Origin of the sequence: Shewanella nanhaiensis, from assembly GCF_019457885.1 — a bacterium.
GTDB classification, from domain to species: Bacteria; Pseudomonadota; Gammaproteobacteria; order Enterobacterales; family Shewanellaceae; genus Shewanella; species Shewanella nanhaiensis.
In genome coordinates this window covers 35,775-60,718 of record NZ_JAHZST010000014.1, presented here as the reverse complement: position 1 = coordinate 60,718, position 24,944 = coordinate 35,775, and the positions used below count along the sequence as shown (strand labels likewise).

Below are 24,944 nucleotides of genomic sequence, written 5' to 3'. Positions count from 1 at the left end.
GGTTGCGGGAGCCGGATTTGAACCAACGACCTTCGGGTTATGAGCCCGACGAGCTACCAAACTGCTCCATCCCGCGACTGTTTTATTGCTAATAACTGTTTTGATTCTGCTATAAAAGAATTGGTTGCGAAAACCGGATTACTCTTTACAAAAGCTTGGCAACGACCTTCGCTATGTTTTATATAAGAGTTGAGTCCGAGTAGCTTTTATACTACTCCATCCCGCGTCCGATAAACGCTATAAGTTATTTTGATTCTACTTACAAAGAATTGGTACAACCGAGTGGATTCGAACCACCGACCCCTACCATGTCAAGGTAGTGCTCTAACCAACTGAGCTACGGTTGTATTGGTTGCGGGAGCCGGATCACTTTTTATAAAAGCTTGGCAACGACCTTCGCCATGTTTTATATAAGAGTTGAGCCTGAGTAGCTTTTAACTGCCCCATCCCGCGACTGTGTTACTAACTGTCCTTTCGGCTATTGCCTTGGAACGAGCGCTATAATACGGGATACAGTTTTTGTTGCAAGTAAAAATGTCATATTTAAGTTTAAGTGTTGCTTTGCTGCTCAACTTGCTCTTTTATAGTGCATATTAAGTAAAAAGAAGCCAATTTGGCTTCTTTTTACGATTTAAAATACACAATTTAACTATGCATCTGAGGCATCTACAATTGCCTCTTTAAAGAAACCTCGCTTTTGAATATAGCGTAACCTTAAAGCAAACAGCACTGCCGCAGTCGTTAAGCCAGCGATTAATCCTATCCAGAAACCATGAGCCCCCATAGCTGGCACGATAAGATCTGTTCTTGCTAATGTATAACCTAGCAACATGCCAATAGCCCAATAGGAGAACAAAGTGATATAAAAAGCACTTCTTGTGTCCTTATATCCTCTTAACGCCCCCGCCGCGACAACTTGTACCGAGTCAGATAATTGATAAAGAGCAGCAAGGAACATTAAGCTTCCTGCTAATGTCACCACTTCTGGGTTATCGTTATATAGATAAGCAATTTCAGTTCTAAACAGAACTGTAATGACCGCAGTCACCATAGCTAATGTAAAGGAGATACCTAAACCTAGTTTGGCAATCAAGGCAGAGATCTCAGTTTTATCTTGCCCTAAGTAATATCCCACGCGAATCGATACCGCAATGCCGATAGACAAAGGCAACATAAACACAATAGATGAGAAATTCAGAGCAATTTGATGACCCGCAACCACATTAGCGCCTAAGGGAGCTAACAGTAGTGCAATAACAGCAAACAGGCTTACTTCAAAAAAAAGTGCCATTGCGATGGGAAAACCATGCTTAGTCATATCCCATATTGTAGAGAGATGCGGTTTATGAAATGACTTAAAAGGCGCTAACTCTGCAAACTTTTTATGTAGTTGCATATACACAACCATAGCAACGAACATGGCCCAAAAAACTAATGCAGTTGCTAGACCACAACCAGCGCCTCCCATAGCGGGCATACCAAAATGGCCATAGATAAATATATAGTTAGCAGGAATATTCACAGCAAGCCCTACAAAACCTATTATCATGGTCGGTAAGGTATAAGAGATCCCCTCGCTGCATCCTCTTAATACTTGATAAAGAACAAAAGCAGGTACGCCCCAAGCAAAACCCTCTAGATAGCCGATACTCAAACGGGCCAATTCAGGCTCCAACTCCATCATGGTGAAGATGTTTTCTGCAAAACTAAGAAACAGGATCACACCTAGACTACCAATTATGGCAATATAACCTGCTTGAAAAGCGAGTGGTTGAATAGCCTTTTGGTTATTAGCCCCATGGTGGTGAGCAAATACCGGTGTAAATGCGAGCAGTAAGCCTTGCACAAACAGTAGCGCAGGTAGCCACAAGCTGGTTCCGATAGCGACTGCGGCCATATCTACCGCGCTCACTCGACCCGCCATGACGGTATCAATAAAGCCCATCATGGTTTGAGTAACTTGTGCAATAAGAACGGGAAGTGCAAGCTGCACTAAACGTTTGGCCTGAAAGCCGTAATGATTCATTAAAATGCCTTTAATTCTGACGAGAGAAAATATGTTTACAGGTATAGTTCAAGCCACGTGCGAAGTGGTTGCGATAAATAAGAAAGATGGCTTAAATACGCTAGAGATCGCTATGAAACCCGATTTACGTGAAGGGCTCATAACAGGCGCAAGTGTTGCGAACAACGGTGTCTGTTTAACGGTTACACGAATTGCTGATGATAGGGTGTTTTTCGATGTAATGGAAGAGACCTTGAGTGTGACTAACCTCTCAAATTTACAACTTGGTTCTAAGGTTAATATTGAACGCTCATTAACCTTTGGCAGCGAGATTGGTGGCCACATTCTTTCCGGTCATATACATACTCAAGCGAGAGTTTTGGAAGTGAGCCATACCCAGGCTCATTTTGATATAAAACTCGAAGTCGATCCTAAGTGGATGAACTACATTCTTTATAAAGGTTTTGTTGGCGTAAATGGTTGTAGTTTAACGGTTGGTGAAGTCACAGAAACTAGCTTTATGCTGCACCTTATTCCAGAGACCTTAAAACTCACCAATCTTGATATGATCAAAGCGGGTGAGACATTAAATGTCGAGATAGACAGTCAAACCCAAGCCATTGTCGACACCGTTGAGCGTGTGCTTGCCAAAAGAGCCAATATATAGATAGTCTCAATTTCTAAGTTTAAAAGGCCGACTCCTATAATAGAAGTCGGCCTTTAACTTAAGCTGTTTATCTAAATGAGTGTATCACCAGGCACTCTCACCCATCCTTCCATTAATACGCGTGCGCTTCTACTCATGACAGCCTTAGTTACGCGCCACTCATTATCAATGCATTTCGCCTCAGCTCCCACAGTCAATGTACCTGATGGATGGCCGAAATGAACAGACTCACGTTCGCCACCACCAGCTGCAGTATTCACTAGCGTGCCCGGGATAGCGGCCGCAGTTCCAATAGCAACAGCCGCAGTGCCCATCATGGCATGATGCAGTTTCCCCATAGATAGCGCTCTAACATTCAAGTCTATCTCAGTCGCTAGAACCCTTTTTCCACTTGAAGAGATGTAATCACAAGCCTTGCCAACGATGGCAACCTTAGGTGTATGTTGTCGGCCTGCCGCTTCATCAATATGGCTAATAAGCCCCATTTTAACAGCGCCATGTGCTCGGATTGTTTCAAAGCGCTTAAGGACCTCGGCATCACTATTAATGTCATCTTGAAGCTCTGCACCAGTATAACCAAGATCGCTTGCATTGATAAAGATCGTCGGGATCCCAGCATTGATCATTGTCGCATTAACACTACCTGCTGCAATAACATCGATAGGTAGGGCTAACTCATCCACTAGGTTCCCCGTTGGAAACATGGAGCTATCACCATCGGCGGGATCCATAAATTCAACTTGCACTTCGGCAGCTGGAAAAGTGACGCCATCCAGCTCAAAGTCACCGGTTTCCTGGACTTCACCATCCGTCATGGGAACATGAGCAATAATGGTTTTACTGATATTGGCTTGCCAAATTCGCACCACAGCAATGCCATTATCGGGAACTCGACTAGCATCAACTAAGCCACTGCTAATAGCAAATGAACCGACAGCCGCAGACAGATTACCGCAGTTACCACTCCAATCAACGAAAGGCTTATCAATGGCAACCTGCCCAAACAAATAGTCAACATCGTGATCTTGCTGACTACTTTTGGAGATAATGACTGTTTTACTGGTACTTGAGGTCGCGCCTCCCATACCATCAGTTTGCTTCCCGTAAGGATCTGGACTGCCGATCACTCTCAGCAGCAGTGCGTCGCGGGCTTTACCCGCAACTTGAGCCTGCACAGGCAGGTCCTCAAGATTAAAGAAGACTCCTTTACTCGTGCCACCACGTATATAGGTCGCAGGTACTTTTATCTGAGGAGAAAATACAGTCTTACCTTTCTCATCATGAAACATAAATATCACCCTTTAATGAAGAGTGGCGCAATAGAGCGCCACGATAAATACCTAATAATTAACAACCAAGTCGTCAAGCAGACAAATAAACTTAGGCAACAGATGAAGACTCAAGGAAATCTTGAGCAAAACGCTGCAAAATACCGCCAGCTTCATAAATAGAGACCTCCTCTGCGGTACCTAAACGGCACTTAACCGGAACCTTAACAGACTCGCCGTTTTTACGGGTGATAATAAGCGTTAACCTAGCACCAGGAGTTCGCTCTCCAACCACATCAAAGGTTTCTGTACCATCGATTTGATAGGTATGGCGGTTTTCACCACCTGTGAACTCAAGAGGTAATACGCCCATTCCCACTAAATTAGTACGGTGAATACGCTCAAACCCTTCTGCCACAATCACTTCAACGCCAGCAAGACGAACACCTTTAGCGGCCCAGTCACGGCTTGAACCTTGACCGTAATCAGCACCAGCAATGATGATCAGTGGCTGCTTACGCTCCATGTAGGTTTCAATCGCCTCCCACATGCGTGAGACTTCACCTTCTGGCTCAATACGAGCTAATGAACCCTGCTTAACTTCAGCCTCTCCATTTTTACCCAATGTGGTTACCATCTCATTAAAGAGCTTTGGGTTAGCAAAAGTGGCGCGCTGCGCTGTCAAGTGATCGCCGCGGTGAGTTGCGTAGGAGTTAAAGTCCACCTCAGGTAGACCCATCTTATCTAAATACGCACCAGCTGCACTGTTGAGCATGATCGCATTTGAAGGAGACAAGTGATCTGTTGTGATGTTGTCACCCAGTACCGCTAAGGGACGCATCCCTTTCATACTCCTCTCACCAGCCAGTGCTCCTTCCCAATAAGGAGGACGACGGATATAGGTACTCTGTGGTCGCCAATCATACTGCGGATTATTGTTTGTTCCATACTCAACTTTAATGTCAAACATAGGCTCATACACTTTACGGAACTGCTCAGGTTTTACGCTCGCCTCGACGACCGAATCAATCTCTTCATCCGATGGCCAGATATCTTTGAGTGTGATCTCATTGCCTTGAGAGTCTGTGCCTAAGCTGTCTCTCTCGATGTCGAAACGTATTGTTCCTGCAATGGCATAGGCCACCACTAGCGGTGGTGAAGCCAAGAACGCTTGTTTAGCGTAGGGATGAATACGGCCATCGAAATTACGATTACCAGAAAGCACTGCTGTGGCGTAAAGATCTCTGTCGATCACCTCTTGTTGAATAACAGGGTCAAGTGCTCCACTCATGCCATTACAAGTGGTACAGGCAAATCCAACAATACCAAAACCAAGGCTTTCTAGCTCAGGTAACAAGTTGGCATCTTCAAGGTAGAGTTGTACCGCTTTGGATCCTGGTGCTAAAGAGGTTTTAACCCAAGGCTTACGCGTTAAGCCTTTGGCATTCGCGTTACGCGCAAGCAGACCGGCTGCTATCACATTTCGAGGGTTTGAGGTGTTGGTACAGCTAGTAATAGCTGCAATGATACAAGCGCCATCGGGCATTAAGCCCTCTTCGTTCTCTACCACACCTGCGATACCACTCTTAACAAGCTCATTGGTCGCAACACGGCGGTGCGGATTTGAAGGTCCCGCAATATTACGGCCAACCGATGATAAATCAAATTTTAGCACCCGCTCATACTCAGCATTTTTAAGGCTATCAGCCCATAACCCACTGACTTTAGCATAGGTTTCAACCAGTTTTACTTGAGCATCATCTCGACCAGTCAACTTAAGGTAGTCTATGGTTTTATCATCGATGTAGAACATGGCCGCTGTAGCGCCAAACTCAGGCGTCATATTTGAGATAGTCGCTCGGTCTCCAAGTGTAAGCGCGAAAGCGCCTTCACCGAAGAATTCAAGATAGGTAGACACCACCTTCTCGCTGCGTAAAAACTCAGTGATAGCCAGTACGATATCGGTTGCAGTGATCCCACTTTGACGCTTACCCACCAGCTCAACACCGACGATATCAGGAAGACGCATATAGGAGGGGCGGCCAAGCATGACACTCTCAGCTTCAAGTCCACCAACTCCAATTGCTATCACACCTAATGCATCCACATGGGGAGTATGACTGTCTGTTCCTACCAAGGTGTCTGGAAAAGCCACGCCATCACGGGCTTGGATCACAGGTGACATCTTCTCAAGATTGATCTGATGCATAATGCCGTTACCCGGCTGGATCACATCGATATTCTTAAAGGCTGTTTTGGTCCAGTTGATAAAATGAAATCTATCGTCATTACGTCTGTCTTCAATGGCGCGGTTCTTATCGAACGCGTCCTTCTCAAAACCTGCATGCTCTACCGCTAATGAGTGATCCACAATCAGCTGTGTCGGTACCACAGGATTTACCTTGGAAGGGTCGCCGCCTTTATCAGCAATGGCATCGCGCAACCCAGCGAGATCCACCAGCGCTGTCTGACCTAAAATATCATGACAAACTACACGTGCTGGGTACCAAGGGAAATCCAGATCACGTTGACGGTTAATAATCTGTTTTAAGGAATCTGTTAATTTTGCAGGCTCACAGCGGCGAACGAGGTTTTCAGCATATACACGGGAGGTATACGGCAGCTTATCATAGGCACCAGGGCTGATAGCCTCAACGGCGGCACGAGTGTCGAAGTAATCGAGATCGGTATCCGGTAAAGATTTACGGTAACTTGTATTCATAAGATATCCCCAGCTCACATACTGGTTTAATGCTGTTTATCGGCCAAATATCGATAGTTAGATGAAATTATTTGATAGATAAAAAGTCTTTATTATTAGTTGATAAATAGAAATTCAATCATTATGGGGTTAGGAGTTTCTAACCCCATCAAAAAATATGATAATTATTACTACTATCTTTCAGCGATAGGCTTAACCATTCTTGGCTCAGATCCTGTGTAATCCGCACTTGGACGAATAATACGGTTATTAGAGCGCTGCTCCATCACATGAGCGGCCCACCCCGTAAGACGCGAGCAGACAAATATAGGCGTGAACAACTTAGTAGGAATGCCCATAAAGTGATAAGCCGACGCGTGAAAGAAATCAGCATTACAAAATAGCTTCTTGGTGTCCCACATAAACTCTTCACAAGCCACTGAGATATCATATAGTGAGGTGTCACCATTTTCCTGTGCTAGCTTTTCAGACCACGCCTTAATGATCACATTACGTGGATCAGAGGTACGGTAAATCGCATGACCAAAGCCCATGATCTTCTCTTTACGCTCAAGCATACCCGCCATCTGCGCCTTGGCATCTGCAGGCGAGCTAAACTTCTGGATCATATCCATTGCCGCTTCATTTGCGCCGCCATGCAGAGGACCACGAAGTGTACCGATAGCCCCTGTGATACATGAGAACATGTCAGATAGAGTCGAAGCACACACACGAGCAGTAAAGGTTGAAGCATTGAACTCATGCTCAGCGTAGAGGATCAGCGACACATCCATTACGCGCCTATGTTGCTCTGAAGGGGTTTTGCCATTTAACAGGTGCAAGAAGTGGCCACCGAGTGAATCTTCATCAGTGACACAATTAATCTCAACTCCGTCATGAGAGAACTTGTACCAGTAGCACATGATTGCAGGGAAAGCGGCAAGTAGACGGTTAGCAGCTTGGTTTTGTTCACTAAAGTTATTTTCAGGCTCTAAATTACCTAGAAATGAGCAACCAGTACGCATCACATCCATTGGATGAGCATCGGCAGGGATACGTTGTAATACCTCTTTTAATGCCTGAGGTAGGTCACGCATCGCCATCAACTCTGTTTTATAGGCATCAAGCTGTGCTCGATTAGGTAACTCACCATTAAACAGTAGGTATGCCACCTCTTCAAAAGTCGCGTTGTCAGCTAAGTCGGCCACATCATAACCGCAATAAGTTAATCCTGAACCTGACTTACCCACAGTACAAAGTGATGTCTCCCCTGCACTTTGACCACGAAGACCTGCACCACTGAGTTTCTTGTCTACCATAACTTGCTCCTATTCCTTTTAATTATCGACCTATGCATTGATCACTCTCTTGGGTAACCTTCTATAGATGCATAGGCTGTAGGGTATTCATTACATTTTTAAATAATTACAGATTCTTACCTTCAGCAAAAAGACTATCTAATTTCTGCTCATAGTCGTGGTAACCAAGGTAATTATAGAGATCCATACGAGTTTGCATCGAATCAACTACCGCTTTTTGGTCGCCATTTTCAAGTATTGATGTATAGACCATCTCAGCGGCTTTATTCATCGCCCTGAATGCACTTAATGGGTAGAGCACCATATCTGCGCCCCACTCGCCTAACTCTTCTTTATTCCACAGTTCAGTTTGGCCGAATTCGGTGATGTTGGCCAAGATAGGCACATCTAACGCTTCTGAAAATGCGCGGTAGTGCTCCTCTGTTTTAACCGCTTCGGCAAAGATCCCGTCTGCGCCTGCAGCCACATAGGCTTTAGCACGTTCAATGGCAGCCTCGAGCCCCTCTTGAGCGAATGAATCGGTGCGAGCCATGATAAAGAAGTCTGGATCGGTACGGGCATCAACAGCCGCCTTGATACGATCGACCATCTCCTCTGTAGAGACGATCTCTTTATTCGGGCGATGACCACAGCGTTTTTGAGCAACCTGATCTTCCATATGAACAGCAGCTGCGCCAGCTTTCTCCATATCACGAATGGTCTTGGCAATATTAAATGCCCCACCCCACCCCGTATCAATATCCACCATCAGAGGAAGGTCACATGCTGAGGTGATGCGCTGTACATCAACAATCACATCGTTAAGTGATGTCATACCAAGATCTGGCAATCCATAGGATGCATTAGCGACGCCACCACCTGAAAGGTAGATAGCCTGATGCCCAATCTGTTTTGCCATCATTGCAGTATATGCATTGATGGTACCGACTATCTGCAGTGGCTTGTTATCTGCTAATGCCTGACGAAATTTTTTCCCTGCACTCATCTTTCAAATCCTCTTTTTATCTCAACGATTACGCTTAATCTTGTTCTATTAACTTTGCTCTAATTTGGTTTCGACATTTCTCTGTGAATACATGATATGACGACGCATCAGCATCTCTGCGAGCTCCTCATCACGATTCGATATGGCTTGTACAATATGTCGGTGTTCATCAAAGGCGGTAGTGATCCTAGGTCCGGACATCCCTAACTGCACTCGGTACATGCGCACAAGATGGTAGATCCCATCAATCAACATGGTGATAAGGTGTCTGTTTTTACTGCCTAGAATAATTCGATAATGGAAGTCTACATCACCAGCTTCCTGGTAATAGGACTCACCAGTTTTAACTTTTTGGAAGTGGGTATTAAGTAAAGCGTTAAGGTCGTCTATCTCTTGGGAGGTCATATTCTTAGCAGCTAAGCGCGCTGCCATCCCCTCTAAGGATTCACGAACCTGATACAGTTCAATCAGTCCCTCTGGTGTTAATGCCACCACACGCGCCCCCACATTGGCTTTGCGCTCTACCAAGTTGCAAGACTCCAGACGATTAATCGCTTCACGTATAATCGCACGACTGACACTGTATTTTGTCGACAACTCAGTCTCACTGAGTTTTGAACCGGCTAAAACAACACCTTCAACAATATCTTTGCGTAACTGAAAAAAGGTCTTATCAGCTGCTGTTACTGCTGTTTCATCAAAAAATGTCATAGTAGCTAACATTCACATTACACAATAGATTGTCGACAATATAGCCAAATTATACGCGAAGGTCAATTAAACCACCTTAAATTGTCGACAATCAATTAAACGTTTAAATAGGAAGGGACTAGTAGAGAAGAGTTGTTTGGGTATAATGGCCAGCTAAGTGACTCCAGTTGAAGGCTAGCATGCAGACAGTCAGTTCAAACGAACTATTATCCACACTAAGTAAAGTGACCATTATAGGCAATGCAAACGGAAAGTTAGATATCCCATCAAGTGGTGCCACCTTTATTTTTAACGGTACCAAACCTGATAATAACCAAAGTGGAAAAGCCGAAACCCTGATTAATATCTCCAATGGCCCATTTGCTGGCTCAACCTGCCCTTTTGTTATCTCTGGCTCATTAGATGAGCATGATAGCGAATCCCTCACGCTTCAACTTATTGAGATCGCGCAATCATTAGAGAAAGAGCTTAACTGTTGGCCATCAACTGGACTAGTGACCATAGTTCTGATGAGTAGAGTCTCTACACAGATAGAGGTAAAGCGTATGTCGCTACTACCAAGTCTTAAACGTGAAATGGAGATGCCAATAGAGGAGCACTTACCCTGCATGGTTCACAACTGGCTTGGTGAGCGACGCATTGCCTTAGCCATATCGGCGCCTAATCTTAGCTGGCCGGAACTACAGTTAACTCAACCTTTATCCAATGAAGTATTAGATAATCAAACCGAGCTAGCAGACTATAAACATCGATGCCCCTTTGCACTGCTCACTCAGGTTCATCAACATGCACACAATGAATTTACGTCATCAGTAAACATGCTCAATATATTAAGTTACCTATCTACAACTCATATTGAGCTTTGGTTACAACATTCAACTCAAGAAAAGCTATTGAACAGTGAGCAGATGTTCTTTAACCAAACACCTGAACAAACCGCCTCTTTTTGGTACTTAGTTGATAATCAAGCATCACAATACTTAGACGATATTCGTCAACGACTCGCCTATTGTCAGCAAGTTATCTGATAAGAAGCAGCTCTCACATTCACAGGCTTGGTAATAGTCATAACGGACTTTTAGAGGATGAATAGCGAGTAATGAGGCTTTTGGCTACAGCCCCGACTAGGACTTGATTGTTATCATCTAAGCCAACAACCGAGGGCGTTAGATTATCGCCAAATGCATTGGGGATGATGACCGCTTTCTCACCATCCCAATAAGACACCAAACTGTTTGTTGATCCTAGATCTATGCTTATATTAATGACATATTCCCATCCATGGGATACAAAAAATGAGTGGTATATTACTTAAGTTCAACTTCCATAAAAGCATCATTTCTATAATAATACTCAAATGCTAGTAATAGTTCTTCTCTTGTCGCTATTCTGTTAGTTTGCTGTTCTAAATTGTCTTTAATACTTTGAATATCCTGAATACTCAATATATACATATAATTTTTTTCTTCTACAACCTTAGGGTTATCATCTTCATCATCTTCAACATCATCTGGATCATGGATTATGACCTCCATATTTAAATTGAAACTATCATTAGAACCTAAATAAAGTGCTAAATCCCAATCAATATCATCACAATTATATAGAATGTCACCTAAATTTTTTGCCTCTGTATCTTTACTCATACTACCTTCCTCCTCCCCAATTTTGCATTCCACCTTTACCATTCGGATGAAGCGACGCCTGCACAGCCCCTTTAGCTTGGTGCTGGCCTTTTGGAATTAACTGCATTAACCCTTCTTGATCTGGGTGATGATGCCACGTTAAATCCTTATGTGGTGACTTTCTAGAAAAAGCTCCTCTTGGACCAGGTGCCGCCCCCTTAGAAATTCCAGGGTATAGTTCTTCTAAATTTTTAGCATAATCAGCATCATTCATCATAGCCTCATGCAGTTGTTTATTAGAAGATTGAAAATGTCTTTTATCTGATACATTTGGAAAGTCAGTACCTTTTTCCAACTTAGACTCATGTAAAACTGAATAGTGTGGGCTATTTAATGGCCTACCTGTAGAATCCTCACACCCTGCCAAACCAAACGGATCCACCCATTCCAATGGGTTATGAACATAGGCTTGGGGTCTTAGTCCACCCGCCATGCCTATGGGGTCTGGGCTTAAGTATTGGCAGGTATCTACGTCATAATATCTGTGACGGTTGTAATACAGACCTGTTTCAGAATCAAACACTTGACCTTGATACCTAAGGTCACAGTTTACGGGATCATTTGCCGCATCTTCAAGGTACTTTTTATGCTTACTTTTTGCTTGGACACTGAGACGCCACTTATGGTGGTCGCCCCATAAGCTTTGCTCACCACGCCACTCTATGTCACCGTTTTCTGTACACAGCTCTCGCGGTGTACCAGCCTGATCGGTAACAATATAGTGCAGCTCAGAGGCTAAGTTTTCAGCTGTTTCATGTGAACTTTGACCATGACTTTGAGTTAACTGCGCTAGCGGCCTAAAACTATTAGGCTCATAGACCCACTGTGTGGTGTGAGCAAGCGTGCCATCAGCATAGTATTTTTGCTGCTCGACTAAGTTATTGCCATCCCACAGATAGCGAAACTGTGAGGGGGTATGCCGCTGTTCTTGATGCTTAGTGCTCTGTTTTATCTTGGCGATACGGCGACCGAAAGGATCATATTGGTAATGCCAGCAATCGCCATTGGCAAGACGCACTTGAATGAGTTGGTCTTCCTCATCCCATTGGTAGAAGGTAGTTTGCGGCCTAAAGCCGGCTTTTCTGGTGCATTTCTCAACCGCTCGACCATTTGCATCATAACGGTAGGTATGATCTCCAACGGTCTCAACTCGGCCTGCTTGTTGATACTTAAGTGCTTTTTCAACTCGCTTTTGTACAAAATCAATCACATTGCCGTTATCGGCTGATAACACTTGGCTCGATTGCGTCAGGTTTTGCTCACTGTCGTAGCTAAATGCCTGTGTTTGTTGTGCTTGCCCTGTCTGCGTAGTGCCTTTTATTGTATCTTTGGCAGCACCTATTACAGTCCCATTTTCAACCCCTGGGGCATATTGCTTATGCTGAGTAATTTGACCTACTGAGTTATGCTCAAACTCACTGAGCCCCCAGTGGCTGTCATCAATCTGGCTGATCTGATTTAATGCGTTATATTGATAACTGCGCTGAAGGTGCTGATAACGACTGTCACCTTTGCCCCTTCCTGTAGCTTGATGTACGTTATTAAGCGGATCGCTCCCTTCACCCATCAATGACTCAGCATGATGAGCTGAAGGAATAAGTTGCTGATTTAACAGTAATCCATCAGGTCCATGTTGCTGAGCTAAATGAAAACCTAATCCATTGCTGCGCTTAGTTTCTTGACCTAATTGATTATGGGAAAACGCTAACGGATGATAAGCGCCTATCTGCAGACCTTTCAGTTGACCTAGCTGCCAATTAAACTCAATCGCATCCGCAATAGCATTTTGAGCTTGTCCATCAAGATGTTTTACAGCTTGCTTATCTGACTCATCCATTTCAGAGCCAGCCCTTGCAAACTCGATACGATTACGATGCCCCATCTGAGTGTATTGGCTATTAACTGCATCTCCATTTAAACGCTCAGTTATGCGCCGTCCTAGTTCATCATACTCAAACTCAATAAGCGCATGGGCATTTTCTGCCTTTAAAAGTTGTGAGGCCTCATCATATTCAAAATAGGTATTACCGATTATTCGTGCATCTAGATCGCGGCTCTGTTTTTGAGTTAATCGACCAACAGCATCATAAAAATAGTGCAGGCTGGTACCATCTGCAGCTGTTTTACTGCTAATACGACCTGCACCGTCATAGGTAAATTTGGTGATCCGACCGTCGTAGTGACGCTCCTCAATAATTTGGCCACTGGTATTGTAGTGATAGCACCACTCTTGTTGCTGACTGTTAATCACACCTTCAAATTGGCACTCTCCATTATAACGATACTGCGTCTTAGCACCTTGGGGATCGAGACTGGCAAGCATCTTGTCGAAGGCGCCATACTCATAATGAAATTGATGACCTAGTGCGTCGGTAAAGCGGGTAACATTGCCCTCAATGTCATAGTCATAAACACTTTGCGTACCATCCTCATGGGTGATCGCTCTTGGGTAGGGCAAACTCCCCTGATAGTGCCACCGCTGTACTCGTTTTCGCTCTGCTGCCAGCCCTTCACCGACAGAGGCCTCAGATGACACACGAGTCTGAGTCGATAAACGCCCCAAGGCGTCATAATCTAGTATCAGCTTCTCACCAAGAGGGGGAAGGATCTCGGTTAATTGACCAGAATCATTATATTGATAACCTGTCTGTGCACCCTCGGGGGAAATCATCCAAGCCACTTGACCTAAGCTGGTATATTGATAAAACCACTGCTGATTAAGTGGGTCTGACACACAAGTTAGATTACCTTGGACGTCATACTCATATTTCCAGACTGCACCAAGGGGGTTAATACGCCCAATCAATCGGCCGTTATCATCATACTGATAGGATGTCACACTCCCATCGGCTGCAATAACCTGCTCTATCTGCCCCCACGCATCGTAGCTAAACTCGGTTCGCTCGCCTAAGGCATTACTTTGAGCCACCAGCTGATTATCAAGCCACTCGTTGTGGATTTCATCACCATTAGGAAAGATGATCCGCACAATATTATTACGCTCGTCATGATAATACTGTTGAATCCCATCAATAGCGCTCTTGTAATAAACGATGCGATTAGTATCATCAAAACGAATTTGATCGCTAAAGCGGCCTTCGGCGCCTCTCGATGCAATAGCACGTCCCTTCTCATCATAATCATGCTCAACCCAAGTCTGACTTAAGTCAGACCAACGCAGCAGATACCCCTCTTCACTGTATTGATAATCAAAACTGCAACCGGGCGCCGCACGACAACTGAGCATCTGCCCATGCTTATCATATTCATAACGGGCTAGTGTCTGGATTGGATTAAGCTCACTATCAAGTAACGTGAGCTTGCTGATATGGTGTTGATGACAAACCACCTGAATTTGCTGGCCATCGGCTAAAACAATCTGCTTTAGTGTGCCACGATCATAGAGAAAGTGATTACTGTTGCCCTTACCATCACTGATTTTTGTGAGCAGCAAGGTGGTGCCTATAGCATGATCAAAGCAATATAAAAGGCCACTCACATGGCGCATCACCAACTGCTTATTCTGTCGTGTTAAACGCCATTCAGGCAGATGAGCAGCAAAGCTCTCCTCCCTCTCTTTTGGCAAAAGATAGACCGCTTGAGTGTATTGCTCGTCGGTGAAAGTCGCCTGCTCCCCTTCAAGATCAAGGCTCATATCCCAAATACTTCGCCAACGCGAGCCTAATAAACCAGGTAACATCAAGCCCGCAGAGTGGTAAAAACGTTTTTGGATTAAAGGGAGTCGACCGTTAAGAGTGAAATCGGTACGCCAATCGACAACATAGCCCGTTGCCATATCAATAGGGCAGCCTTTAGTGCACACCCCCTCCTTACTTGATGCTCCTCTATTTTTCTTATCCACTCCCGCTTTAGCGCCAGCATTGTCTACCTCACCACTGTTTTTGCCCGCATTGGCCTGCACTTTTGGTTTTTTACTTGCTTTAGGCCTAGGTGTTCCACTGACTTTAGTAACGATTTTGCCAATAAAATCTGAGACCTTAGCGCAGATCCAACTAATCATCTCATCTATCTTGTTTGACAGCTTCATCATTATGTCAATTAAGGATTCAAATGCGCCCTTCATCAAACGGATTATCCAGCTGGATTTAGCCGCATTCGCTATAGTACGTCTTAATCCATCGATGATCTTATTGAGCAGGACAATGGCATCTTTTCCCTTCTCTCGTATGCTCTTCTCGAAGGTCGAAAGAAACTTGACTAAGTTGCCATTTGATAAGCCTCTTAGCGTCTTTATCGCAAACTGAATCGACTTTGAATCAGATTTTTTCATCGCTTTGATAATGGCATTGCCTGATTTTTTAAGGGCATCACCTAAGCCTGGAATAAAGCCTATAACGGCTAAGCTACCCGCAGCCCAATGCCAAGGATCACTTCGATTCTCCTCATATCGATAGGTTTGCCAGCCCCAATCACCTAAGTCATAAATATCAACCGCTTGGCCCACAACTGGGATAAAACCAACTGCCACTTGGCAAAAAAGCAGTACTGCACTGTTATCGCCCGCTTTACTGACAACCTCTGCAGGCAGGCTGGTGTGAATTTTGTTGATCGCAATTTTTAATGATTTACTGCCATCATTAATCTGATCGTTAAGCTCCCAAAACCGTTTGTAGGCAGGTTCATATTCATCGGCAACATCCATAAAAAAACTGGTGTCATCGACATCGACTTCATTATCTGAACTGTCGCTGGCGTCGTACTCTAAGTACCCCTTATTACGCAGTAAGGTAAACAGGGTAAAATACTCTCCAGCCAGTGCTGCATATTCAGGATTATCTTGTATTACAGGGTTATTAATGACCGTTTTTGGTGGTTCGAAATCATCACTCCCCTCATCGAGTAGCATATCGAAACCGCCACAACCCATATCTTTAATGAGACATAAGCCTTTTTTATCTGTTTTGCCTTGGATCTCTTTGTTATTACTGTCGGTAAGAATAAAAGGCGCTTCTGGGACAGGCTTACCATCGTCATAGTGGTAATGGATCAAGGCGGTACAGCCACACTCAGTGCAACCACCTGATACGACATTATCAGTGGAAAAGTTTTGTTCAGCTGCTTGCTCACTCGATATCAACTCTGCCTTACGATCGTTACTCATACTGAAACTTCCTTATCCAGTTCATTTAAGGCAGCTTGATAGAGCTTTTCCATCTTAGTTTTTGTGCCCTCTTGTTTCGCCTTTAACACTTTTTTTGCCCACTCTTGACTAACAAATTTTTGGCCAAAAATGAGCGATAAACTTAAAAACTTCACCGTATCCTGTCGATTACTAAAACCTTGCTCATTTGCCACTTTTGTCTGCTGTTCAACAAAGCTGTGTAGACGCTCTTCAGGCCAACTTAAGGTCTCTTTATGGTGAGTTTTCAGATGATCTTTATAAGCAGCAAACTGATCGCCTTGCTCCATGTGCTCAAGCGCATGCCATTGCTGCTCACTTAACTGCTGAGGTGTGCGTTGAGGAATAGCTGATTTTTGCTTCACTAAACGAGTCATGGCACTTAAGGCTTCACCCTCAAGTGAGATAAATTGAGCGATGGGGCCAAAAATGGCCGATATTTCATCGTTACTGCTGGCCTGCATCAAGGTCGACAGTACCTTCCAATCACTTAGTCGTAATAGCCTAGGTTCACCGTTTTGACTCTCTAACCAGGTCCACTCTCTAAGGTGGCTCAGTAGCTCTGTTAGCTGTTGGGCAGGCGTATAGGCATTCATATACCACTCAAGTTGAATGCCTACTCCCCAATTTGCTTGCTGGCATACCTTCTCTTTAAGCGTCGGCCAGTTATCTTCTGTCACATAGATAAGATAGGGCGAGATTGAAGCGTGTATTCGACCCGTTTCTCCCCAATAAAGGCGACTGTACTCCAGCGAGAAGCCATTGATATTTTCAGCCAGTGAAGGAACCTCATCATTGATGGCTGACTCTGCGAGAATAAAGCATCCACCTTCAGCAATAGCGCTTAGCCACAGCTCAGAATCAATGTCTGCTATCTGCACGTTAGAATGCTTTTTTTCAGTCATGCCGCATCACTTCCTTGTTCTACACCCGCGAGCCACAACGCCTGTTTAGCTCGAAAAATCTCATCATAAATGGGTGGATTAAGTTGGTTAAACATCTGAATACTTGTTCGAAGGTCATGCTTAAGCATCAGCGCTTTAAATGCCTCCTTTTCAAAGTAATCATGTTCTAAAACAAACCGGTACACAGCGAATGTTTCAAATGAAAATTCACTCTCATCGGGGTAACCCTCTTTTGCTACTTCGATGCTGTTTAAGAAAAGCCAACTCAGTTGGTCAATATTGAGTTCAAAGGCAAAGTACTGAGAAAGCCGCAAAAAGATATCGTTAACCATACGATGGCGACGTTGCTCTCGGCTAAGCCGCTCATACTGACTATCACTTAGCCTGTAGGGATTATCACGACTAAATATCACTTCAGTTGCCGCCGCAGTACCAGCAGGCACGGATAAGAGTGAAAAGCGAACCTCCCCCTTTCCATCACTTTGAACTGTTTGCTCTTCATCAAGCAATAACTCACTAGGCAGATAGATCTGTATGTTAGCCCCCAAGAAATCGAGCTGCTCTTTCGAAGCTAAGCTGGGCCAGAGCATTGCAAGCACAACAGGGGAATAACAAGCTAGAAGCTCCTGCTCACCATTAGGGTAAATCGCGGATATCCTTTGGTGCCAAAAGTGACGTAGCTCAGTCAACGAACATTGGCTTTCTAGCAAAATACAGGCTTTATTGAATAAGCTTGTCTGCTCAAGTAACCAATAATAGAGGGTTTCACCAGCCCCTCCCTCCTCTATAACCACTATCAGAGGGGAGGCAGACATTAGCGCTTCATAGGCAGACTCTTGAAAGAGATAACACCATAACTGCCTTGCCTTAGGCTGAAAGCTGGACCAAAAAGTCCAAAAATCATCATAATGATTGGGATCAACAAGCAGATAAACTTGCTTGTTTGAACCTTCACTTAAGATTTTAAAGAGATCGTATTGCTTAGAATGCTCAGCAAGACTGCGGTTATCACTCATGACTGCAGCCTCCTAGCCGCCATTAAAATCCTTGCCACCCTCACGGGTGGATACTACCTAACCTTTACGAGAGCTGTTTAATGGGCTGGCCTGCCATTTTTCTCCCACATAGCGCGCACCTCTTGTGGCGTTGGTGGCGGAAATTTAACGCCTTGCTCAATAAGGTGCTGCTTAATTTTCATAACCCAGGGGTAGTTGAAACTATCTGGCGCAATAATCTCATCTTCAATAGGTTCATATACGCTCCACGCTAGATCTGAACCTGTATCGTCATAAATATAGGGATCTGCGCCTTTAAGAAGAAAGAAATAGGCAAACTCATACTTCATGATATAAGTAGGATACAGAGCACTATTGCTACCACTTCTGTCCTTCAAGTTCACATCAGCGCCATACTCCAATAAGGTGTTGATGTTGTCCCAGTTCTCACCACCAATGGCATCAAACATTGCAGGCTGACCATCACTATCGATAGAGTTTGGGTTACCTCCCGCTTCGAGTAACATTTTTAGCCACTCAGAGGCATAATCACGGGTAACAAAGTTGACCGCATTGTCACCATTCCCATCGGAAAAATTTGGATCCGCGCCTAAATCCAACGCGCGTTGTGTCGCTTTTAAATCATTAGTTTGAGTGATCAGCCAGAGTAGCGGTGTGATCCCCTCATCCCCCAGCACATTAAGGTCTTCTCCCTCAGCAATAAGCTGTTTTGCAGTGTTGATATCATCTGTTTGAATGCTCTTTAACAGTTGGACCATCTTTGGTTCAAAAAACAGTTCTGCTTTCATATTTGTGTCTTCCCTCGCAATGGCTGAAAAATGGCAAGCCGAAAAAAGGCCCAATAGTAGCGATAATCCAAGGGTAAATGTTCGTTTAAATCTCATTATTGTCCCCAGTGGTATTGCGTCAATGTACTGATATCCTGCTTTTTCTGCGCTTCAATTCCCGCAATCACCTGATCCATGCCGTGACGGGTAACAGGGTTACCGCCTTCGATACTTTTAAGTTCTCGCATATTACCCGGAGCTTCAGGTGCGGCGCCACTATTGAGAATCGCGGCGCCTAAGACTCCACCAATTGCAGTGCCCACTGTGCCACCTAATGCACTGCCAACACCCGCTAACAATGGGGCAACAACGCCTCTATTACTCTGTAGCAGAGTCAACACTTCACCATCAACCGACTGGCTTTGTATCAACCCCTTGATTTTTTCAATCTTTAACCCTCCCTGGCGACTAACTGTATTCTGGTGTAATCCAGCCGAGTTGAAGCTATAACCTTTGATTCCTGTCACACCTACCGCACTCGCTGCTAAGCCTCCACCTAAGGAATGGCCTACAATTTCAACCTCTTTACCAAGAGAGCGTTTAACTTGCCGGGCTAAATGCATCGCCTGATCATATTGCTTTGTCTGTTTACCAATACCTTGAGCGCCATTAGTTCTCCAATCCTGTTTACCCGTAACACCATTATTGGTGCCACGGAAAGTCAACATGGTGGCATCATTTATCTCTGATTTAAATAAAGCAGCACCAAATCCAGATTTTTTACTCATTACCACTGCATTTTCTAACCCGGGAATAGCCTTAGTATCAAGCACTTCAAGCCCTAATGGTGCTTCAGGCAGTGGATATTTTGCGGGATCCCGCCGGTTCTCATCAACCCTGTAGACATACTGCGCCGCTTCAGCACGCAAAATACTGTCATTATTAAAATCTAACCTTTCACTGGCCGCTTTGACTTTAGGCTCACTTTCATTTGCCGTGGAGCTTGCCAACTTTTTACGGGCCTGATAGCGCGCTTTTCTCTGCTTCACCGTTGTAACAACAGAATCCGCGGTGATGAACTGATTAGCAGGCTTCCCCCACTTGATGGCCGCTAAAATCGGCATAGGCGCCATCGCTAACAGCGGCGTGTTATCTTTAACCGCATTTTCACCACATTTGTGCGTCGGCGATTTATAGGGGGTATCACCTATGAGCACATCGCCACTGCCTGCAGCAACTGAGCCCCCACAACCCACAGCATCACCAACACGGGCAGCAGGTTTGCCATTGATAGAAACATTGGAGGAACCCGCAGAGATACTGCGACCATGGATGCCGTGAGGCATATGTGGACAGGGGCAAGCATGGAGCAATACCGGGTCACCTTTACGTGCTGCGGGTTTGCCATTGACACTGACATCACCACTGCCTGCGATAATCGGTGTTGCAGGAAAACACCCATGGCCTGCACAACTATCCCCTAATCGAGCTGCTTTTGGCATAACGCTTCCTTAACGCCTATCAGCAGTTTCTGGGATTGAAGGTTTAGCGGGCTCTTCTGGTTTCACCGCTTTAGGCGCTGTCCCTGTTCCAGGGGAGCCACCCTCATTGATCTTCACTTTACTACCAGAGATGGTTACACCACCGCTATCAATCTTAATAAAACCACCAGGACCTTTAATGGTGAGTTCATCACCAGCCTCAAGAACTATTTTGCTGGCTTTTAGGTAGCTCTCATTATCGACTTTGATCTGTTGATTGGCACCAATAATTTTCTCTTCAGAAGCAGCAATACTCGTTTGGCTGGCGCCATCAATTTGAGTAATGATACCCCCACCGATATAACGCTTAACCATACCCACCACTCGGTGAATAAGGTTACGCCCAACAAGGACTTGGTGATCGCGCCCAACTTGAGCTATCTCATCTTGCCCTATTGTTGTGTGACGGTGCTGTTTAACCAGCTCAAACTTGTCATGATCAACTGTCAGATGCTGATCGTAACCAATCTCCTCTCTATGAATATTGTTAATCACCATATCCATATCTTTCTGTCCATGAACATAGATCTGCTCACGACTGGCTTCATCTTCAAAGCGCAGCTCATTAAACCCCTCGGCTTTATGGCTCTGGGTTTTAATTACGGTTCGGGTTTTATGATTGGGCAAGATATAGGGTGTCACATTGGTAGTGTGGTAAGCCCTACCAGTAATAATCGGCTGGTCGGGATCGCCCTCTAAGAAGCTAACAATCACTTCATGACCAATACGTGGCACTGCCATCATGCCATATTGCCCGCCTGCCCAGCCTTGACTCACTCGTACCCAACAACTGGAGTGTTCGTTACTCTCCCCATATCTGTCCCATGGGAACTGGACTTTTACTCGGCCAAACTCATCACAAAATATCTCTTCATTTTTGGGGCCAACCACAATGGCAATTTGTGGACCTGTAACCAAAGGCTTACTGTTTGGCTCGGCCTGCCAAGGGTTGTTACCTGGGACTGCATGAAATTGATTACTGTAACGTGTGGGCTTTTGTGTGTTTGCCTCTTCAGCTGCCGCACCCTGCTCACCAGTGTGTTCAATCGACGTTAATATCCAGTCACGATTAAGCGCTCGGTCATTATGTTCAATGAGATCGAACTTAAAACCTGGGATAGCCTGCAAAATATTACTCTGCCCAGTGGCAACTTGAGCATCACGGCGCAGATATTCTTGACGAACTTGTGTAATAGGAACCCCAGCAGCATCATCTTTATAACGACCAGGGTAATCAAAATGCTCATAGTCAGGCTTTTGAAACTTGAGCTCTTGGCCCTTACTGCTTTGCAGAAAACTATATTGAGGCTTCTTAAAGCTGTAATCTTTTAAGCTGATATTGGCGGGCTTAATTTGGTGTTGGTAACTAAATTGATTAACAAAGGTGTTTTCGGCAACCCCACCACTGAGCGCGTTATAGGGAAATGGGCTTTTTAAGCCACTCAATTTACTTGTGCTGTCACAGAAGATAAGTGTGTGAATATCTTGAGTATGCTCAAAATAGTAAAACAGCCCCACTTCCGCAGCTAAACGACTAATAAACTCGAAATCCGTTTCACTGTATTGCACACAGTACTCACGTATTTCAGATTCAAACCTTGCATCACAGCTAAAGGCGTAATCACTTATTCCCATCTCATTTAGCAGGGTTGAGATGATGACAAGCACATTTTGCTGCTGGAATATTCGACTATTTTTTCTTAATTTCAGGCGTGATAAAGCAGGAACTATAGTGACACTGTATTGAGTATGATGATGACCACTGTCACCTTTACTGAACTGACTGACGATGCCATGAACATGGCGCTCAACACTCTCCCCTTGCGACCAGCTCATTAAACCTGTTTGATCAACAATCGCCTCTGGGGTCAGATTATCGAGCCGACTCAGCAGAGTGAGCTTGACTTCAAAAGGACTCGATAAGCTTTCAATAAAATTGAAATCAAGCACGTCAAAGCTATCATCAGCTAAGCTTTGCGCTTTAAAATGAAACCGCAATCCGGAGCCTAAAAGCGCCATACCAATATCCTTATTTAAATGGGGCAACCTCATCATTCCAATGAGATTAAAAATCAAAGGCTAAAACATTCAAAACTCATGCATTCAACATTCATTTAAAAGAATGCGCTAACCTATGATCTTTACTGATTAAACTGTCATGAAAAAATATGAAGCATAACCGTGCCAATTAAGCCTTCTATGTAAACAGGAGCACCTAAGTGCCCCGCTTATTCACCTTAAGCACCGCTTACTTAACGTAAACCAGTGCTTATCAGTTTTACGACCGATTTTATGCTTCGATCGGCTTACGCCAGTCATCAGAACCAGAAGTACCAGCAACGGTATGATCCCAGTCGATTTTACGGTAAGCCATAGACACAGTAACCAGCTGAGTAAAATCAGATTTATTAGGATCTTGACAGTGTGGCATCTGACATTGAATATCGATGATCGTCGCGCCCTCTAACTTAGTACTGAAGTAATGCTCCTGCTTACCTTCAACTGAAGTGCGATACCACTTAAGTTCAACTTCAGTGATCTTCTCGCCAGAAGCTAAAGAGTTGTACATCAATGGCACTGCTTTGTTTAGCGCAACGGTGAACTTAAATGGTTTGTGCACACGCTGGCCAGATGGTTGTCCAGATTGAGGGTCTGTCGGCACAGTCACGATATGATCAAACTCTTGAACCAGCATCTCATCTTCATGGCCTTCGACAAAAATGTCACCGACAGAGTCAGCAGTAAACGCACCTGCAGTGATATCGCCCTGAGTCTGTCCTTTGATTGAGATATAACATGGTGTTGGCATGGATAATTCCTTTTAAATAAGTAGTGGATTAGAATTGGTTTAGTGATAAACCTAATATCTATTTAGCGAGTATCGTGCCAACTTTTAAGTTGTTGATATTAATGGCCATTGCTATATCTAGGTGTAGGCTGGGCAATAAATGGCCCAGTGTTGAGCAAGATATGGCCCAGCGAGCAATAAATGGCCCAACTGGACTTTTAGTAGAAATATTTAAAGAAATTACCTCTCCCCATCTTGAGATATAACGTCACTGCTAGGTTGAGAACTTAGCTCTAGTGGCGGTGTACCAGACTCATCAGACTGTTGATTATGAAGCTGCTGGGCAAGCAAGGTCCTTTTTATCAATAAGGCCTTTAACTGGCTATTTAGCTGATTTAGTTCAACTTCAGCCCTACCGTACTTCTTGTCCTCTAACAGATCGCCAATGTAATAAGTTCTTCCTAGAATGGGTGATAAACTACTGGCGTATTGGGCAATAGAGAGGGTTTCCTGCTTCACTTTGTCACGACTTTCTGGCAAAGCCTGTGAAAGCTGACTTAGATTAGCCATGATGGTTCTTGCGTTAGCAAACCTCTGATAATTTTTATCTAACTCAACCAGTAAGCTCACCTGTTCAGGATAGATAGAGACTAGAGGCTCGCCCTGTGGCAAGCTAAATGCCCTATCAATACGCTGCGCAATCGATGACTCAGGTACTACTTGTTTTTCAGGCACTTGGTACAGCCATAATGGTAATTTTTCCCCCACCTCTTGATGGTAGAGTACTGACAGGTAACCACTTAACAGACTACAAATAACAATTAAGCTACTCAGTCCCCATAAGGGCCAACGTTTGGTTTTTACCTTAACCGGTGCTGTATTTGAAGCAGTGCTGGGTAACACGCTCACCTTATTGGTTTCAAGCAGATCGATCTTTTCGAAAATGAGGTAGCCCAACACATCTAAATTTGGAACATGTTGAGGCTGCTTTTGAGTGATCAATTCAAATAATTTCTGACATGCATGTTCACAGCGATACCAGTCACGTACATTCGATGATGTGACCGCCATCTTCTTTATTTCTGGGGTGACCTTGGTCACTGCCCAGTTGATGATCTCAGATACTTTTTCATTGGGAAGTTGGCTTAACTCTGAGGAGAATGATACGACCGATAGCATCAAATCTAAGCCCGAAGCAAGACCTGACACCCCTCGCGTTTTTGATGCAGCCGTAACGAAGTATGCAGAGGTTAATAGGTCGGCACCCAATCCCGATGAAATTTGCAGGGCGAGTTGATACACCCTCTCCCAATCAGTTCCACCGCTCAGTGGGTTATTACGTCGATTGATCTCGACTCTCATTTGTTGATAAGCAGGGCTGTTCCTAAGCTCTGTTAATTCAGATGCAAGATTAAAGCAGTCCAGTTTACGACTCGTGTTGTCCAT

General features: G+C 44.4%; 18 protein-coding genes and 2 tRNA genes. 2 read left to right on the top strand and 18 right to left on the bottom strand.

The annotated features are described in order from the left end of the window. Positions 1-2: 2 nt before the first annotated feature. From K0625_RS17450 to K0625_RS17440, 3 genes are all read right to left on the bottom strand, one after another. Positions 3-76: transfer RNA gene (locus K0625_RS17450), tRNA-Met, on the bottom strand. Positions 77-270: 194 nt separating this feature from the next. Next, positions 271-347, bottom strand: a tRNA-Val gene (locus tag K0625_RS17445). Positions 348-649: 302 nt separating this feature from the next. Then, the gene (locus K0625_RS17440; RefSeq protein WP_220110867.1) at positions 650-2,026 is read right to left on the bottom strand and encodes an MATE family efflux transporter; all 1,377 of its coding nucleotides are present in this window, start codon (positions 2,024-2,026) and stop codon (positions 650-652) included. Positions 2,027-2,057: 31 nt separating this feature from the next. Between K0625_RS17440 and K0625_RS17435 the strand changes: the two genes are divergently transcribed. Further along, the gene (locus K0625_RS17435; protein WP_220110866.1) at positions 2,058-2,672 is read left to right on the top strand and encodes a riboflavin synthase subunit alpha; all 615 of its coding nucleotides are present in this window, start codon (positions 2,058-2,060) and stop codon (positions 2,670-2,672) included. Between the two features lie 71 nt (positions 2,673-2,743). Here K0625_RS17435 and prpF read toward each other — a convergent pair whose 3' ends face one another. The 5 genes from prpF to K0625_RS17410 form a co-directional block, all read right to left on the bottom strand. Then, entirely contained in the window at positions 2,744-3,961 is a 1,218-nt protein-coding gene (gene prpF / locus K0625_RS17430; RefSeq protein ID WP_220110865.1) for a 2-methylaconitate cis-trans isomerase PrpF, read from the bottom strand. A 91-nt stretch (positions 3,962-4,052) separates the two neighbouring features. Next, entirely contained in the window at positions 4,053-6,662 is a 2,610-nt protein-coding gene (gene acnD / locus K0625_RS17425; RefSeq protein ID WP_220110864.1) for a Fe/S-dependent 2-methylisocitrate dehydratase AcnD, read from the bottom strand. A 173-nt stretch (positions 6,663-6,835) separates the two neighbouring features. After that, positions 6,836-7,960, bottom strand: coding sequence for a bifunctional 2-methylcitrate synthase/citrate synthase (gene prpC, locus K0625_RS17420; protein ID WP_220110863.1), 1,125 nt, complete (start codon positions 7,958-7,960; stop codon positions 6,836-6,838). Between the two features lie 106 nt (positions 7,961-8,066). Further along, positions 8,067-8,945 carry a methylisocitrate lyase gene (gene prpB / locus K0625_RS17415; protein ID WP_220110862.1) on the bottom strand — a complete coding sequence of 293 codons (879 nt, stop codon included), beginning with the start codon at positions 8,943-8,945 and terminating at the stop codon, positions 8,067-8,069. 48 nt (positions 8,946-8,993) lie between these two features. Beyond that, positions 8,994-9,656: a GntR family transcriptional regulator gene (locus K0625_RS17410; RefSeq protein ID WP_012325118.1), complete on the bottom strand. Its 663-nt coding sequence runs from the start codon at positions 9,654-9,656 to the stop codon at positions 8,994-8,996. A gap of 179 nt (positions 9,657-9,835) precedes the next feature. Here K0625_RS17410 and K0625_RS17405 point away from each other — a divergent pair, with 179 nt between their 5' ends. Next, positions 9,836-10,684 (top strand): hypothetical protein, encoded by an 849-nt coding sequence (locus tag K0625_RS17405; RefSeq protein WP_220110861.1) that lies wholly within the window; start codon positions 9,836-9,838, stop codon positions 10,682-10,684. A 37-nt stretch (positions 10,685-10,721) separates the two neighbouring features. On the opposite strand, the gene K0625_RS17400 is transcribed toward K0625_RS17405, so the two are convergent. The 10 genes from K0625_RS17400 to K0625_RS17355 all read right to left on the bottom strand — a co-directional run bounded on the left by K0625_RS17400 (position 10,722) and on the right by K0625_RS17355 (position 24,944). Beyond that, positions 10,722-10,910 carry an Hsp70 family protein gene (locus tag K0625_RS17400; protein ID WP_333473867.1) on the bottom strand — a complete coding sequence of 63 codons (189 nt, stop codon included), beginning with the start codon at positions 10,908-10,910 and terminating at the stop codon, positions 10,722-10,724. A gap of 53 nt (positions 10,911-10,963) precedes the next feature. After that, a complete protein-coding gene (locus K0625_RS17395; RefSeq protein ID WP_220110860.1) occupies positions 10,964-11,302 on the bottom strand; it encodes a DUF7716 domain-containing protein in 339 nt (112 codons plus the stop codon). A gap of 1 nt (position 11,303) precedes the next feature. Beyond that, positions 11,304-16,463: an RHS repeat-associated core domain-containing protein gene (locus K0625_RS17390; RefSeq protein WP_220110859.1), complete on the bottom strand. Its 5,160-nt coding sequence runs from the start codon at positions 16,461-16,463 to the stop codon at positions 11,304-11,306. Further along, complete coding sequence (locus K0625_RS17385) at positions 16,460-17,386, bottom strand: DUF4123 domain-containing protein (protein ID WP_220110858.1); 927 nt, start codon at positions 17,384-17,386, stop codon at positions 16,460-16,462. Before K0625_RS17385 ends, K0625_RS17390 begins: the two co-directional genes overlap by 4 nt. Then, on the bottom strand, positions 17,383-18,402 hold the full coding sequence (locus K0625_RS17380; protein WP_220110857.1) for a DUF4123 domain-containing protein: 1,020 nt from the start codon (positions 18,400-18,402) through the stop codon (positions 17,383-17,385). The genes K0625_RS17385 and K0625_RS17380 overlap by 4 nt, the downstream gene beginning before the upstream one ends. A gap of 77 nt (positions 18,403-18,479) precedes the next feature. After that, the gene (locus tag K0625_RS17375; protein ID WP_232847159.1) at positions 18,480-19,190 is read right to left on the bottom strand and encodes an ankyrin repeat domain-containing protein; all 711 of its coding nucleotides are present in this window, start codon (positions 19,188-19,190) and stop codon (positions 18,480-18,482) included. A 95-nt stretch (positions 19,191-19,285) separates the two neighbouring features. Then, positions 19,286-20,671: a Tle-like phospholipase domain-containing protein gene (locus tag K0625_RS17370; protein ID WP_220110855.1), complete on the bottom strand. Its 1,386-nt coding sequence runs from the start codon at positions 20,669-20,671 to the stop codon at positions 19,286-19,288. A 9-nt stretch (positions 20,672-20,680) separates the two neighbouring features. Next, positions 20,681-22,729, bottom strand: a complete 2,049-nt coding sequence (locus tag K0625_RS17365; RefSeq protein WP_220110854.1) for a type VI secretion system Vgr family protein — start codon at positions 22,727-22,729, stop codon at positions 20,681-20,683. Positions 22,730-23,000: 271 nt separating this feature from the next. Then, complete coding sequence (locus tag K0625_RS17360) at positions 23,001-23,519, bottom strand: Hcp family type VI secretion system effector (RefSeq protein ID WP_012325132.1); 519 nt, start codon at positions 23,517-23,519, stop codon at positions 23,001-23,003. A 219-nt stretch (positions 23,520-23,738) separates the two neighbouring features. Further along, positions 23,739-24,944 (bottom strand): type VI secretion system ImpA family N-terminal domain-containing protein, encoded by a 1,206-nt coding sequence (locus tag K0625_RS17355; protein WP_220110853.1) that lies wholly within the window; start codon positions 24,942-24,944, stop codon positions 23,739-23,741.